We start from the raw sequence: 14,293 nt of genomic DNA on the forward strand, positions 1-14,293 counted from the left end.
GTATCAGGAGGGGTCATGGAGACTGCCGAACGCTTCCGCGCAGCCGTGGAGAAGCGGGATCTCGCCGCGCTGGAGGACCTGTTCACGGAGGACGTCCGGTTCTACAGTCCGGTGAAGTTCACGCCGTTCGAGGGGCGGCCCATGGTCCTGGGACTCTTCGGGGTCCTCCTGAAGGTCTTCGAGGACTTCCGCTACATCGGCGACTTCGAGGGCGCGGCCGAGACCAGCGCCGACGGCGCACAGGCCCCGGCCGAGGTGCTCCTCTTCCGAGCCGCCGTGGAGGGCCGGGAGATCCACGGGATCGACCTGCTCCACTTCGACGAGGCGGGCCGCATCAAGGAGTTCACCGTGATGGTCCGGCCGCAGTCCGCCGTGCAGGCCCTGGGCCAGGCGGTTCTCGCCGGCCTGGTCGCCGACGGCCTCGCGTAGGGCGCCGGATCGCCCCGGGCGGGACCGGACCCTCCCGGGCGGTCCGGTGCGGAGTGCCGGGGTGCGGACGGCCGTGGTCGCCCGCACCCCTCGTCGTCACATCGGTACATAGGCGCATAGGCCCATCGGCAGGGCCGGCGACGGGCCGGGGGAGCCCTCAGGCTCCCTGCCCCCGGTGGGTGGGCTCGCCCGGGCAGCTACCGGTCAGTGGTCGGGCGCAGGACCAGGGAGACGAAGCCGAAGCTGTCCCGGTAGCCGCGCAGCCATTCCGTGCGCCGTTCGTCAGCCGTCCGCAGGATCTCGGCGGCGTTCGGATCGGCGGGGTGGTCCAGGGCCCAGGAGGCCAGCGAGCCCAGGCAGGACCACTCGTAGGCGTCCAGCTCCGCGCGGGTGCTGACATGGGCGTGTACGGGAGCCCAGCCGTCGGCCACGACCAGGTCCACGGTCGTCGCGAGGTCGTGCAGCTCGCCGAAGATCTCGACGGCCTCCGCGGACGGCCGGCCGTCCCAGAAGCACTCGCCGAGCAGCACGCGGCCGCCGGGAGCCAGGTGCTCCCGCGCCGCCGCGAGGGTCGGCAGCAGCCCGCCGAAGGCATGGGTGGCCCCGACGCTGACCACCAGGTCGAAGGGCTGCTCGGAGACGAACTCCGAGGCCTTCAGCTGGTGTACGACGAGGCGATCCTCGACGCCGAGCAGGCCCGCCGAACGGCGGGCCTGCTCCACGGACACCTCGGAGGTGTCCACACCCTCGGCGTGCAGACGGGGGTGGGTGGCCAGGGCCCGCAGAAGCCATTCCGCGGTGCCGCACCCCAGGTCGAGCACCCGCTCGCCGTCACGCGGTGCGCCGTGTTCGAGCAGTCGGCGCACCGATGCGTCGTCGAGCGGGGCCTTTATGGGGTGGTCGGCGTGTGCGATCCCGGAGATCTGTTCATGATTCACCGGAGCAGCTTGCCAACGCCGGCGACAGAACGCACCTCTCTTTCCGTTCCTTCCGTCCGAGTACCGGACATTCACGAACGGTTGGCGGACCTCCGCTGCCAGGCCTGCGCGAACATCTCGTGCAGGGGAGCCGTCGGCAGCACCTGGCCGAAGGGGGCGCGGACCGCGTTGCTCCACAGCGGGCGCACCCGGTGGCTCGCCAGTTTCACCGTCTCCAGCGGCAGGTTCGGGGCCTTCAGCTCGGTCCATTCCCCCGGCAGGAACACCGTCCGACCCGCCCGCGCCCGCTTGGCCTCCATGACCGCGCCGGTGGCGAGGAGTTCCGCGCGGACCTCCTTGTGCCGCTTGGCGGTCCAGCCGTTCCACCGGCGTACGTTCCGGTCGGTGGGCGAGGCCAGCGCCGCCACCTGGAGATACAGCGCCGCCGCGTCCGCGCCGACACGGAGCTCGGCCGCCACCCGCGTGACCAGCTCCGGGCAGGACTGCCGCGGATCCGCCTCGTACCCGCCGGCCGGCACCGGTCCCGAACGGGCCCGGAGCATCATCCGCTCCAGCCCGCCGCCGACCAACAGCGGCGCCACCCGGTCCAACTCCTCCGCGAGGTCCGTGACCTCGCGGACCCGTCGCCACACCTCGGGGTCGGTGACCGCGGCAGGCCGCAGGAACGAGGCGCCGCCCGGCGCGCACACCACGAGAGGACCGGAGTCGTACGCGGTCACCGGAACCGGCCCTTCCTCCTTGCGGTCGTCCATCGCCACCGGCAGCAGCCCGGGCCCGAACCGCTCGGCGATCCGCGCCGAGGTGTCCTGGACCCGGCCGCCGGGCAGCGCCAGCAGCAGCTCCGGACGCGCGAGTTCGGCGCGCAGCCGCTCGTACATCTCCATCGCGCCGGCCACCGCGGGATCCCCGACGGGTCGGTCCGTCCAGGCCCACACCAGCGCGCTCGCGATCGCTGCGAGGTCGAGGCCCACCGGGGTGCGGTACGGCAGTTCGGGCCCGGCCGGGGGCACGGCCCGGACCTCCACACCGATCCCGTACGGGGTCGCCGCCAGCTCCCAGCCGGCCGCCTCCACGGTCGTGTCCGCCGCGGCCGTGCAGCCGCCCGCCAGCCGCCGGGCCCATACCTCGCCCAGCCCCAGGTCGGTCTCCAGGGCGTCCGCCGCCTCGTCGTGCACGGTGGGCAGCGTCCCGAGCAGCTCCCGCCACACCCCGGCCATCCGCTCCGCGGCCGCGTCGACCCCGCCCGGCCGCCACAGCTCGGCCGGGTCCTCGGGCAGGGCCGCGGCCAGGACGGCCCGCCGGCCCGCACCCCCGAGCCGCGCGCGGAGCTCCTCGTACGCCACGGCCGTCATCTCGGTCGCCCGGTAGGGGGCCTTGCCCGCCAGGGCGCGGTCCTCGTTCCGGTGGGCCCGGCCGACCAGACCGGCCACGACGAGCCGGGCCACGGCCCGCCGGACACCGGTCAGTTCCGCGAAGCGCGCGGCCGCCGACTCCGGCACGGGGACGGGCCCGTGCTCCTCGACCGCCGCGACCAGGGCCCGGAGCCGGGCGGCGTCGTCCCGTCGCACCAGGACCGGACGCGCCTGTGCGACGGCCGTCGGTACGGGGTCACGGCCCGGGTCCTCGGCGGCGGGCGCCACGAACCAGCACCCCGCACCCCCGGGCCGTACCGGGGCGGACACCACGATCGTTCCGCCCGCCCGCAGCCCCTCCAGGGCGGCGGAGCCGGTCGCGTGACCCACCCACCAGCGGCTGCCCGCACGGGCGAACGGTTGGTCGGCCCAGGTGTCGAGGAGCGCGAGCAGCGCGGCCCGGTCCGCGTCCGGGGTCGGCGCCACCGCCGCCCGCCACGCCACGGCGTCGATCGAGCCCAGCAACTGCGACCAGTCCCGCGGCGGCGCCGAAGGCGAGAGCCGACGTACCTCCTCCACGATCGTCCCGGCCAGACAGGCGCCGTCGGCGGCCAGCGCCTCGAGCGTCGCCGGCAGCGCCGGGTCCGCGGTCCGGCGGTGCGCGTCGGCCTCGTCATCCGTGATCAGCCCGAACAGCGCGGGCAGCAGTTCGGTGTCCCGCGCCGACCGACGCGGCACGACCGGCGCGGCCTCGGCGAGGAGGGACACGCGCCGGTGCAGGGCCCGCCGCCGCTCCTCCACCCGACCGGCCCGTCCGGCGACCGCCACGACCGCCTCGATCAGCACCGGGTCGGTGACCTGCGGCAACTCCCGCGCGACGGCGGCACGCAGCGCCTCCGTACCGTCGAGGGCCGCCGAAAGCAGCGTGTCCGCCGTCCGCCCTCGCACGCTCCGCAGCGCCCGGGACCCCGCCGCGTCACGCGTGCGCAGCAGGTACCAGAAGGCGGGCGGCAGGGCCACGCCCCCCGAGACGGTGGCCTTCCGGGGCGGCCTCCCATGCGGGTGCTTGAGCGAGTGGTGACCTTCCAGCTCCCACAGCAGCATGCCGTCGGCGGTGTACGCGCGCACGCCCGTACGGGTCTGCGCCTCGGCGAGGACCACGTCCTCCACCGCACCCTCCGGCGCGGCCCACAGCCCCCACGGCTCCTGCCCCGGCCGATCGATGTCGAAGTGCGCCGTACGTCCGTCCACGCTCTCCACGAGGTAGTGGTCGGGTGCGTGGTCGCGGTGCCGGGTACGGAACAGCACCCGCGTCCCGACCAGCCCGTCCCGGCTGCCCAGCGGGGAGTCCGACAACCCGGCGGGCAGCGGCGCCAACTGCAGCGCCTCCGAGTCCAGGCTCATCCCGACCTCGGACGGCTCCGCTCCGGGATCGGCGCTCGGGGCCCGACCGGGGAAGTCCGGCAGCGGCACGGCTCCGCGCCGCTCCCCGGTGACCGCGTCGACCACCTCCCACGGCTGCCGCCCGTAGATCTGGTTGGTCCAGATCCGGGAGCCGTCGCCGAGCAGCAGCTCCTCGCTGTCGATGCCCTCGGTGTCACCGGGACGCAGCACGCGCAGGCCGCTGTGGCGCCCGCCCCCGTCGGCGCTCTCGAACTGGAAGCCGTACGCCCCGTCCAGGCTGCCGCCGAAGGGCACCAGCCCGCCCACCTCCCGCGGCTCGAACGGCTCCTCCGGACGGTCGGCCCAGACGGCGGTGTCGCAGAAGGGCGGGTTCGACTTGAGGCTCCAGCTCACCAGGAAGGAGCCGCCGACATAGTGCACGGCGAACAGGGTCGCGCCCTCGGGAACCGTGAACCGGCAGGAGCCCCGCTCCCCGTCCGGGGCGACGGCGACCGCCCGGTCGCGCCCGAACACCGTCAGTACCGGCCAGGTGCAGGTCACCCCGACCACGCCGGGCAGCGGCGGGCGCACGGCCACGCGCGCTCCGCCCACTCCGAGCGCACCGGCCGCCTCGTTCATTGCGTCCGCCGTGAGGGGGGCCGCATCCGCGGGTTCGGTGGTGGGTTCGGCGGCCTCCGCGAACCCCGCGTACACCGACTCCAGCGCTGGCCAGGCCAGTTCCTCCGGCAGACCGGCCGCCAGCGAGCGCCGCAGCGTGCCCGCCGTACCCGCCCCGGCGAGGGCGTCGACGATCCCGCCCAGGGCCGTCACCGTCGGTCGGTCGAGCAGGGTCTCCAGCTCGGCCACGGCCTCCTCGGCCCCCGCCATACCGCCACCCCGGACGGTGTCCACGAGCTTGCCGACCCGCCCGGCGACCTCGTTGGCGATGCCCTCGTTGCCGGGCAGCAACGTCACCGCCGACCCGGGGAGGCGCCCCCGCGCGGACCAGTGGTCAGGGAGCAGATCGGTATGCACCGTCCCCTCCAGCCGGGGACCGAATGCCGGGTCCGCGGCCAGCGCGACCAGGTCCCGCCGGGACCGTTCCCCCCAGAAGTGCATCCGCGTCTCCGGGCCGGGGTCGACCACCGTGGCCCCGGCCGCCAGGCAGGCGTCCAGCACGTCCGCGTCGAAGCCCTGGTAGTGGTAACGGGTGGTGTGCACCGCCACCGGGGTGCCCGCCGTCCGCAGGCGCGGCCCCAACCGGCCGATCAGGTCGAGGAATTCCGCCGGCAGCGGCTGCCGGGAGACCCCACCACCGGACTGCAGCGCGTACTGGTACATGCGGACGAACTGCCCGACCCAGTGCGGCAGTCCGCCCTGCGGCACCACCCGCCCGGCCTCCATCGCCTCCGTCGCGCCGCAACCGATCAGCATGCGCAGCCAGGCCCCGCCGTCGGTGGGCCCGGTCGGAAACACCTCGACCAGTCCGGCCCGCACGGTGTCCGTCGGCGGATGGACCGTCAAGAGGAGTTCCGCGGCGGTCAGCAGCGCCTCGGGCACCGACTTCCCGCGGGTGACCGACAGGATCGCGCCCACCAGCCGAGCAGCCTCCCCGTCCCCGTGCCCGGCCGCCTTCGCCGACGCCCGGATCCGCCGTACCAGATCGGCCGGCAGGTCCGCCCGCGAGCTCGCCCACGCGGTCAGGAACGCCTCCAGCGCCGTGTGCGCGTCCGCCGGATCCAGCGTCTCGGCGAGGAAGCGCTGGTGTGCCCCGAACTCCTTGACCGGCATGGCCCCGCCCGCCGCGAACAGCAGGGCGTTGGCCCGGCGGTAGCCGGGATCCACCGGCAACCCGTGCTCGACCTCGGCCGCGCGCGCCGCCGCGTAGGCCCGGCCGCCCGGCCGGCCGCCGTGACCGATCAGCCGATGGCCGACCGTGTCCCAGAACCACGGCAGGTGGGCCGGCGGCAACCGCCGTGCCCGAGCCGTCATCGCGTCGACGAACCGGCCGGGCTTCTCGTAGGATCTACCCAGTTCGGTGTGCATCACCTCGACCAGGTCCCGCGCGACCCCGGCCGCACCCGGGTCGTGGGCGGCGACCCAGTCGGCGTACGTGGTCGACGCGTGGAGACCGGAGGTGGGCAGGAGGGCATCGAGCGAGACGATCATGCTTCGCATCGTCGCACGGGCCACCGACACCGCCCGGCCGGGCCACCGACACCGCTCGGCCGGGCCCGGGACAGCGGGCGGAGGGTGCCGGGCCACGGCCGCCGCGCCGCGCCTGCCCGGCCTTCCTCTAGAGTGCTTCCGTCCCGTACACGTGACTGTGACCCCGGCCGGGCGGCGCGTGCCGACCCGCGCACGGGCCCGAGCGAGGAGCAACCGTGACCGACCTGGCGTCCATATCCCTGCAGCAGGAGATCGCCCGCGATCTCCAGGTGAGCGCGTCCTTCGACGTACGGCAGGAGATCGAGCGCCGAGTGGCCTTCCTCGCCGAGCGGCTCACCTCCACGGGCCTGCGCGCACTGGTCCTGGGCATCAGCGGCGGTGTGGACTCCACGACCGCCGGCCGGCTCTGCCAGCTCGCCGTCGAGCGGGCCCGCGCCGCCGGACACGAAGCGACGTTCTTCGCGATGCGTCTGCCCTACGGGACCCAGGCCGACGAGAAGGACGCGCAGCTGGCGCTGGACTTCATCCGGGCCGACCGGGTCCTGACCGTGGACGTGAAGTCCGCGAGCGACGCCGCCCTGGAAGCGGCGCTGGCCGGCGGCACGGTCTTCCGTGACGCGCACCACCAGGACTTCGTGCAGGGCAACATCAAGGCCCGGCAGCGCATGATCGCCCAGTACACGGTGGCGGGCGCGCACGACGGCCTGGTGGTCGGCACCGACCACGCCGCCGAGGCCGTCTCGGGCTTCTTCACCAAGTTCGGTGACGGCGCGGCCGACGTCGTTCCGCTCACCGGCCTCACCAAGCGGCGGGTACGCGCCCTCGCGCAGGAGCTGGGCGCCCCGGCCGAACTGGTGCACAAGACCCCGACCGCGGACCTGGAGACGCTCGACCCGGGCAAGCCCGACGAGGACGCGCTCGGTGTCACCTACGACGACATCGACGACCTGCTGGAGGGCAAGCCCGTCGAGGGGACCGCCTTCGCAGCCATCGTCGCCCGTTACCGCCTCACCGAGCACAAGCGACAGCTGCCGATCGCCCCCTGAGCCAGTGCCCGGAGCCTGGCAGCAGGGAGTGCGCCGCGGCGGCCGTCGCAGCCGGCCTCCACAGCGGGGGCGGGGGTGGGGGCGGTGCGGATAGTGGTCAGATCGGCGATCTTCGCGCCCACCCCGGCGAGCTCGGCCGCCGCACGCCTCTGGAACCCGGCGACGGGACGGTCGTGGCGGTGGCGGCCGACTTCCAGGAGCGCGGCGACCTCCGCCGGCGTGAAGCCGAGCCGCCGGGCGGCCTGGATCACCCGCAGCGCGGTCACCGCGTACTCGCCGTAGAGGCGGTGGCCGCCGTTGCCGCGTCCGGGCCGGCCGGCCGGCAGGCCGCGCCGCTCGGAGTGGCGCAGCGTCTGGACCTCCACCCCGGCCACCTCGGCGACCTGCTCACTACGCAGACCCGCGCTCACCGCCACCCTCCGCGGCGGCAGCGGTCCGGGCGGCGAGGCTGTCCAGGACCGCCTCGTGCGCCTGGTCCACCGAGACGTCCAGCCGGATCAGGTCCTCGCCCGGGGTGGTGATGAAGGTGAAGGTGAAGGCGAAGAAGGAGCAGCAGCCGCTCTCACGCTCCACCAGGTCACGGACCCTGTCCTCCACACCTTCTCCGCCCGCCAGGTCAAGGCGCAGGTGGAGCGGCTGGGGCCTCGACAGCGAGGTCAGCCGCTCGGCGAACAGCGCGTCCCACTCGGCGACCCGCAGGGGCCGCTCCTCGGTGGGCAGGGTGCAGGACCGCGGCACCCACGCAAGATCACTCATCGCGCTCACTCCCGTCATCGGTCCCCGATGGCAGGGACACCTCCGACGGTAAACCCGTACCCCGGTACAGGTTGCAACCCCACTGAGCGCCCGACCGACGGTCCACTTGCCGCATTGCTGGACAAGGGCGTACGACGTGGCGTCGGCCCAGGCCGTGGCCTCGCCACGACTCCAGGTACTCATCGAGGGTCCGTGAGAGGGACGTTCGGGTGGATCGGCACACACCGGGCCGGGCCGAGCGAGCGCACCGTCCGCGCTATGGACGCGCCATTGAAGGTTTGACGGGCGGGGTCCACGTCGTCCCAGGTCAGGAAGAGAGGAGCCAATTCGACGATCACCGCGCAAGCCTGCCAGGCCCTCCCGACGCCCCCAGGCGGGCCGTTCGGATGACCGGTCCGTCACTCCTGGGGTGGAACACGGCGGTCCAGTGGGCGCAGCCCCGGCCCGCCGCGGCCCCGTTCCGACCCGGTGTCCCAGAAAGCTGGGCACCCGAGGAACCGACGGACGGAAGTGGTTCGCGCATGCCCCAGCACTCCCCGCGGCGCCGGGTCCGGCGCGCAGGCGCCGCCGGCGCCGCCGCCCTGGCGCTCGTACTCGGCCTGCCCACGGCGGCTTCGGCCGCTCCCGGCGATCTGGACCCCGCCTTCAGCGGCGACGGCAAGGTCGTCACGGACGTGACCGGCTACGAGAACGTCTCGGGCATGGCCGTCCAGCCCGACGGCAAGATCATCACGGTGGGCGACGGCTACTTCGACGAGACCAGCGGCGACTTCGTGCTGGTGCGCTACAACGCCGACGGCAGCCTGGACACGACCTTCGGCGGCGACGGCATCGTCAACACCGACTTCGACTTCAACAACGACGAGGCCAGGGCCTTGGCCCTGCAGCCCGACGGCAAGATCATCGCGGTCGGCGGGTCCACCTCGATCGCCGGCTACGGCGACTGGGTGGCCGCCCGCTACAACCCCGACGGCAGTCTCGACCCGACCTTCGGCACCGGCGGCAGGGCGGTCACCGACATCGACCCGGACGCGATCGAGACCGCCATGACCGTGGCCGTGCAGCCCGACGGCCGCATCGTGGCGGCCGGCCAGAGCCTCGCGAGCTGGGTCGTGGTCCGCTGGAACGCCAACGGCTCCCTGGACCCGACCTTCGACGGCGACGGCAAGGCCGTCACCACCTTCCCGGGCGGAACCTTCGCCTCGGCCGCCGACCTGGCCCTACAGCCCGACGGCCGGGTCGTCGTCGCCGGGGCCGGCCCCGGCGGCGTCACGCTCGCCCGCTACAACACCGACGGCAGCCTCGACCCCACCTTCGACGGCGACGGCAGGGCGACCCCCGGCTTCGGGGTCAGGGCCCGGGGCGTGGCCCTGCAGCCCGACGGCCGGATCGTCGTAGCGACCGGCGACGGCAACGTCTTCGGGCTGGCGCGATTCACCGCCGGAGGCGCCCTGGACCCGACGTTCGGCAGCGCCGGCCGGGTCACCACCACCTTCGGACCGGACAGCGCCGACGCCGCGGACGTCGCCCTGCAGTCCGACGGCCGGATCGTCGTCGCGGGCCGGTACGCGGGCGACTGGGCGCTGGCCCGGTACAACACCAACGGCACCGCGGACACCTCCTTCGACGGCGACGGCCGGCTGACGACCGACTTCGGCGGCCCCTCCGAGCAGGCCTCCCAAGTGGCCCTGCAGCCCGACGGGAAGATCGTCGCCGGCGGGGTCGTCGGCCAGGCCAACAGCCTCGCCGCCGACCGCGGTGTGGCCCGCTACCTCGGCGGTGGCGACACCACGCCCCCGCCGCAGTCGGCGGACCTGTCCGTCACCAAGTCCGGTACGACGACGGTGAGCATCGGCGACCAGGCGACGTACACGGTCCGGGTGACCAACGCGGCCTCCTCCACGGCGACCGCGACGGGCGTCTCCCTGACCGACTCCCTCTCCGGAGCCGGCGGCACCCTGATCTCGGCCGTACCCTCCCAGGGCACCTGCACCACCACCGCGACGGGCGCGACCTGCGCCCTGGGCAGCCTGGCCCCCGGCGCGAGCGCCACGGTCACCGTGACCGCCGAACCGCGCACGACCGGCACCCTCCGGGACACCGCGTCCGTGACCGGCTCCCCGAAGGACCCCAACACCGGCGACAACAGCGCCGCCGCCACCACCTCGGTCAACAACGCCCGGGGCTGCACGATCGTCGGCACGTCCGGCACCGACACCCTCACCGGTGGCTACGGCAACGACGTCATCTGCGCGCTCTCCGGCAACGACACCGTACGTGCGGGCTACGGCAACGACACCGTCTACGGCGGCCCGGGCAACGACAACCTCGACGGCGGCTTCGGTGACGACACCATGAACGGCGACCGCGGCAACGACGTCCTCACCGGCTACTACGGCAACGACCGCCTGACCACCACCGACGGCGTGAGCGCCAACGACACCGCCAACGGCGGCTCCGGCTTCGACACCTGCACCACCGACACCGGCGACACCCGCATCAGCTGCCCCTGACGGACAGCCAACCGCGCACCGCCACCAGCGCCGGCCGGGCGAAACCCCGGCCGGCGCCGGGGCGCCGCGCGAACAGACTTCGCCGATTCCAAGGCACGGCGGAGGAATCACGCACAGGACTGACGACGTCGCTTCCGTCGACCCGCCATCCGGCCGACCACCGCCCCGCCCGGTCCGCGCGCAGATCGAGGGTCGCGCCCCGCCCGATCGTGAACGGAAGGACGAGCTCAGTCTCATGCGGGGGTGCCGCGGGTGACCTGACGGGCCAGGGTGGGGTCGTCGAAGATGTGGACCGAGCCGGGGAACATCCCGCCGGACTCTCGCCGGCCACGCCGCGGCACACTCCTTGCGGGACGACACGGTCCGCTGGATCAGTCGCTGAGGTCGAACACGCCCCACGTGGTGAACGGCTCGGCCTGGACGTAGATCCTGCTCCCTCGGCCGACGACCAGCCGGCGGCTGGGGGCAGGGCCGTCGGGCAGGGTGAGCAGGCCGATGGCCGTCGGCTCGACCGACGTATCGGTGAGCTCTCCCAGGGAGAGTCGGTCTCGCTCCTCGCCGTAGCCGCCGTAGAAGGCAACCCGCTCGCCGTGAACGGCCACCGCACGAGAGCCCCGTACGAGGTTCGCCCACACCCTCACGGGCCGATCAGCGCGGTGGGGGCGTATCTCGACGAGGACGAGTCTCGATCGCCGCTCTCGACCGGACCGGACGCAAACCCTCACCGGTCTGCGCCTGCCACCAGCTCCGGCTCCAAGCGCGGATCCTTCTCCGCGTCAGCCTTGTCGGCGAACCGCGCCAGGAAGAACTCGTCACGGCGGAGTCGGGCCGCTCGCCCGCTCGCGAGGCCCCCTTCCCCCCGCGGTGTGCCGTTCGAGGCCGCCGAGGATGAGCGCGAGGCCCGCCTCGAATGCCTCTTCGTGATCGATTGCAGGCACGTCATCCGGCAGGTCTTCACTGTGCGGCGCGTCAACGGCCGCCTGCTCCTCCAGCACACAGCCGACGGTGAAGCGGCCGGCCGCCAGCATGGCCATCTGCGCGTCTCGCTCCGGCACGCCGGAGCCGACCAGGAAGGCCATCTTGCTGCGGATCCGGTCGAGGTCCCGGGTCGGGGTACTGCCCGCGTGCAGTCGGGCGCCGTCACGTCGCGTCAGGAGCGTGCGGCGGAAGCTGCGGGAGTTCTCCAGGAACCACTCGCGCCAGTCACTCTCGGGGGAGGGCAGCGGCGCGTCGGCGTGCGGGGCCATGGCCACCTCGGCCATGGCCGCAAGGAGGTCCTTCTTGGTCTTGAAGTGGTAGTAGAGCGACGGCTGCTCGACGCCGAGGCGCTTGGCCAGCCGCCGAGTGCTGACGGCTTCCAGGCCCACCTCGTCCAGCAGATCCAATGCCTCTGCGACGACGGTCCCACGGTTCATCTTGGTCACGTTGACATTCTATCGGTGATAGATGACTCTGAGAAGGAATCAATCACTGATAGATTTTGAGCGGGGAGTCGGCATGGCGCACAAGATCGCGAAGCGTTCGCTGCAGATCCTCGTCGCCGGCGGCGGCATCGCGGGGCAGGCGCTGGCCTTCTGGCTCACCCGCGGCGGTCACCGGGTGACGGTCGTCGAGCGCTTCCCGGCGCTGCGCGCCACCGGCGCGCAGGTCGACCTGCGCGGGCAGGGCATCGAGGCGATCGAGCGCATGGGGCTCCTGGAGGCGGTGCGCAGCCGTCTGGTGGACGAGGCGGGCGTGGCCTTCGTCGACCACCGCGGCAAGCCGAAGGCGACGATCATGGCGAACACCTCCGGCAAGGGCCGCCAGACCCTCACCTCGGAGTACGAGATCATGCGCGGCGACCTCGTGCGCATCCTCCACGACGCGACCAAGGACGACACCGAATACGTCTTCGGCAAGAGCGTCGACGGTTTCGTCCAAGACGCGGACCGGGTCACGGCCTACTTCTCGGATGGGACCTCCGACCAGTACGACCTGCTGATCGGCGCCGACGGGCAAGGCTCGCGCACCCGCCGAGCCCTGCTGCCGGAAGGCCTCGACCCGTACTGGCGCGTGGGCATCCACACGGCCTACTGGTTCGTGCCGCGCATCGCCTCCGACAGCAACATCCGCGACACCTACATGGTCCCGGGCGGCCGGCAGATCATGCGGCGCAGCCACAACGCGACCGAGACACAGGTGTACTTCGTGATGCGCGAGGAGTCGGCGGAAGCGTCCGCGATCCACCGCGCGCCCGTCGAGCAGCAGCAGAAGTTCTGGGCCGACCGGTTCCGGAACGCCGGATGGCAGACCGATCGCTTCATCGAAGGCATGCAGGACAGCCCGTTCTTCTACTCCCAAGAGATCGCACAGGTGCGCATCGACAGCTGGTCCAAGGGCCGGGTGACCCTGGCCGGTGACGCCGCGCACTGCGCCTCCCCGTACAGCGGCATGGGCATCTCCGGTGGGCTCGTCGGCGCGTACGTCCTGGCCGGCGAGATCAACCGGCACGCGGACGATCTGCCGACCGCGCTGGCAAACTACGACCGCGTCCTACGGCCCTTCGTCGATGAGATCCAGGGCGAGGTCAACCCCCGCATCCTGCGCGTGGGCATGCCCCTGAACAAACACGCCATCAGCGCCTTCCGGAACGCCACCGCGCTGGCCTGCTTCTTCCGGATCCCCGACCTGGTCGCGCGGTTCTCCAAGGCGGACCGCGGCGGCGATTGGCAGCTGCCTGCCTACGCCGACGCCCACGCCACCTGAGCCGCCCCCGCGCCGCGCGCGGGAGCGGACATCGTGGACGCGTGCCGGTCGGCGACAGGAGCCGGACGCTCTGCCAGCAGCCTCTTGCCCGACGCGGCGCGGTGCGGCGAACGCCTGTGGTCCGTTGCCGAGGGCGTGCCGCATGCGGGCTGTGTCGGTCCGGGCGCGGGCGCGGGCGCGGCGTTCAGCGGTCGGCATGAGGGCGATGTTCAGGCCTCGTGCGATCTCCACGCTCTCGTCGGGGGCGCGGAGGGTGTCATCGACGGTGAAGAGTCCGCCGGGGGCCAGCGGGCGGCGTTCGACGGTCTCGTCGGCTTCGTCGAGCAGCGCGAGCGCGCTCGTACGGGCGCCGCCGACGGCTGCCGAGTACGCCGCGGAGAGGGTCAGCGCGGTGCGTACGGCGGAGCCGGTGCCTGCTTCGGCGGGGTCGAGGGCTGCCGCTTCGGTGGTGAGGCCGCGGAGGAACAGCTGGCGGAGCCGCGCATGGTGATGGCCGGTACGTGGGCGGCTTCACCGACAGCGACTGGCATGCCGCGGGCCCGTGCTGCGGCCAGAGAGCGGTCGGCCGCGGCCCCCCTACAGGACCGCTGTCGGGACGTACGCTGCGGTCTTGGATGACCCCGTGCTCACGGCAGTGCGCCTGGTGGCGCGGTCGGAGACCAGGCGGACGATCGCTGCGTGGGTGTCGCCGTAGGTGTCATGTCGCCCGGTGTATCGCTGGAGCGGACGCCACTGGGGGTACTCGGCGTGGGCGTGCTCGACGCAGATCCCGCGGGAGGACCGACGACGTTTGTACTCGCGCCGGCCGTACCTCTCGGTCAGTGGCGCGGTGTCGGCGTCAAGGCTCTTCGGTCTGCGGGATGGGGCCTAGGTTCTGTCTCTTTGGTCATCGCCGTGCCCAGATGAGGATGGCGGCGAGGTGGAGTGCGGCCTGGTAGGAGATGGCGAGTTTGTCGCATCGG

Annotated in this window: 10 protein-coding genes; 4 read left to right on the forward strand and 6 right to left on the reverse strand. The window is 73.2% G+C overall.

The window, feature by feature from the left end; genetic code table 11:
• Window positions 1–15 precede the first annotated feature (15 nt).
• On the forward strand, window positions 16–429 hold the full coding sequence (locus BCL76_RS34755) for a nuclear transport factor 2 family protein (RefSeq protein ID WP_109783369.1): 414 nt from the start codon (window positions 16–18) through the stop codon (window positions 427–429).
• A 197-nt stretch (window positions 430–626) separates the two neighbouring features.
• Here the strand turns inward: BCL76_RS34755 and BCL76_RS34760 are convergent, their stop codons facing one another.
• Window positions 627–1,367 (reverse strand): SAM-dependent methyltransferase, encoded by a 741-nt coding sequence (locus tag BCL76_RS34760; protein WP_109783370.1) that lies wholly within the window; start codon window positions 1,365–1,367, stop codon window positions 627–629.
• 71 nt (window positions 1,368–1,438) lie between these two features.
• Window positions 1,439–6,271, reverse strand: coding sequence for a hypothetical protein (locus BCL76_RS34765; RefSeq protein WP_109783371.1), 4,833 nt, complete (start codon window positions 6,269–6,271; stop codon window positions 1,439–1,441).
• A gap of 215 nt (window positions 6,272–6,486) precedes the next feature.
• Between BCL76_RS34765 and nadE the strand changes: the two genes are divergently transcribed.
• Window positions 6,487–7,317, forward strand: coding sequence for an ammonia-dependent NAD(+) synthetase (gene nadE, locus BCL76_RS34770; protein ID WP_109783372.1), 831 nt, complete (start codon window positions 6,487–6,489; stop codon window positions 7,315–7,317).
• On the opposite strand, the gene BCL76_RS34775 is transcribed toward nadE, so the two are convergent.
• Window positions 7,272–7,727: a MerR family transcriptional regulator gene (locus BCL76_RS34775; RefSeq protein ID WP_109783373.1), complete on the reverse strand. Its 456-nt coding sequence runs from the start codon at window positions 7,725–7,727 to the stop codon at window positions 7,272–7,274. The two genes, nadE and BCL76_RS34775, sit on opposite strands and share 46 nt — an antisense overlap.
• Window positions 7,708–8,073: a hypothetical protein gene (locus BCL76_RS34780; RefSeq protein WP_109783374.1), complete on the reverse strand. Its 366-nt coding sequence runs from the start codon at window positions 8,071–8,073 to the stop codon at window positions 7,708–7,710. The genes BCL76_RS34775 and BCL76_RS34780 overlap by 20 nt, the downstream gene beginning before the upstream one ends.
• 521 nt (window positions 8,074–8,594) lie before the next feature.
• Here BCL76_RS34780 and BCL76_RS34785 point away from each other — a divergent pair.
• Window positions 8,595–10,586 (forward strand): DUF11 domain-containing protein, encoded by a 1,992-nt coding sequence (locus tag BCL76_RS34785; RefSeq protein ID WP_109783375.1) that lies wholly within the window; start codon window positions 8,595–8,597, stop codon window positions 10,584–10,586.
• 371 nt (window positions 10,587–10,957) lie between these two features.
• Here the strand turns inward: BCL76_RS34785 and BCL76_RS34790 are convergent, their stop codons facing one another.
• Both BCL76_RS34790 and BCL76_RS34795 read right to left on the reverse strand, forming a co-directional pair.
• Window positions 10,958–11,188: a hypothetical protein gene (locus BCL76_RS34790; RefSeq protein ID WP_258310083.1), complete on the reverse strand. Its 231-nt coding sequence runs from the start codon at window positions 11,186–11,188 to the stop codon at window positions 10,958–10,960.
• Window positions 11,189–11,398: 210 nt separating this feature from the next.
• Window positions 11,399–12,001 (reverse strand): TetR/AcrR family transcriptional regulator C-terminal domain-containing protein, encoded by a 603-nt coding sequence (locus BCL76_RS34795; protein ID WP_181382864.1) that lies wholly within the window; start codon window positions 11,999–12,001, stop codon window positions 11,399–11,401.
• Window positions 12,002–12,083: 82 nt separating this feature from the next.
• On the opposite strand from BCL76_RS34795, the gene BCL76_RS34800 reads away from it, so the two are divergent.
• Complete coding sequence (locus tag BCL76_RS34800; RefSeq protein ID WP_109783377.1) at window positions 12,084–13,331, forward strand: FAD-dependent monooxygenase; 1,248 nt, start codon at window positions 12,084–12,086, stop codon at window positions 13,329–13,331.
• The last annotated feature ends 962 nt before the right edge of the window (window positions 13,332–14,293 follow it).

The organism is Streptomyces sp. CG 926 (genome assembly GCF_003148825.1).
Lineage (GTDB): Bacteria > Actinomycetota > Actinomycetes > Streptomycetales > Streptomycetaceae > Streptomyces.

Coding starts and splice junctions, on each gene's coding strand:
- BCL76_RS34755 (WP_109783369.1), top strand. CDS start 16: ATGGAGACTGCCGAACGCTTCCGCGCAGCCGTGGAGAAGCGGGATCTC.
- BCL76_RS34765 (WP_109783371.1), bottom strand. CDS start 6,271: ATGATCGTCTCGCTCGATGCCCTCCTGCCCACCTCCGGTCTCCACGCG.
- BCL76_RS34780 (WP_109783374.1), bottom strand. CDS start 8,073: ATGAGTGATCTTGCGTGGGTGCCGCGGTCCTGCACCCTGCCCACCGAG.
- BCL76_RS34785 (WP_109783375.1), top strand. CDS start 8,595: ATGCCCCAGCACTCCCCGCGGCGCCGGGTCCGGCGCGCAGGCGCCGCC.
- BCL76_RS34795 (WP_181382864.1), bottom strand. CDS start 12,001: ATGAACCGTGGGACCGTCGTCGCAGAGGCATTGGATCTGCTGGACGAG.
- BCL76_RS34800 (WP_109783377.1), top strand. CDS start 12,084: ATGGCGCACAAGATCGCGAAGCGTTCGCTGCAGATCCTCGTCGCCGGC.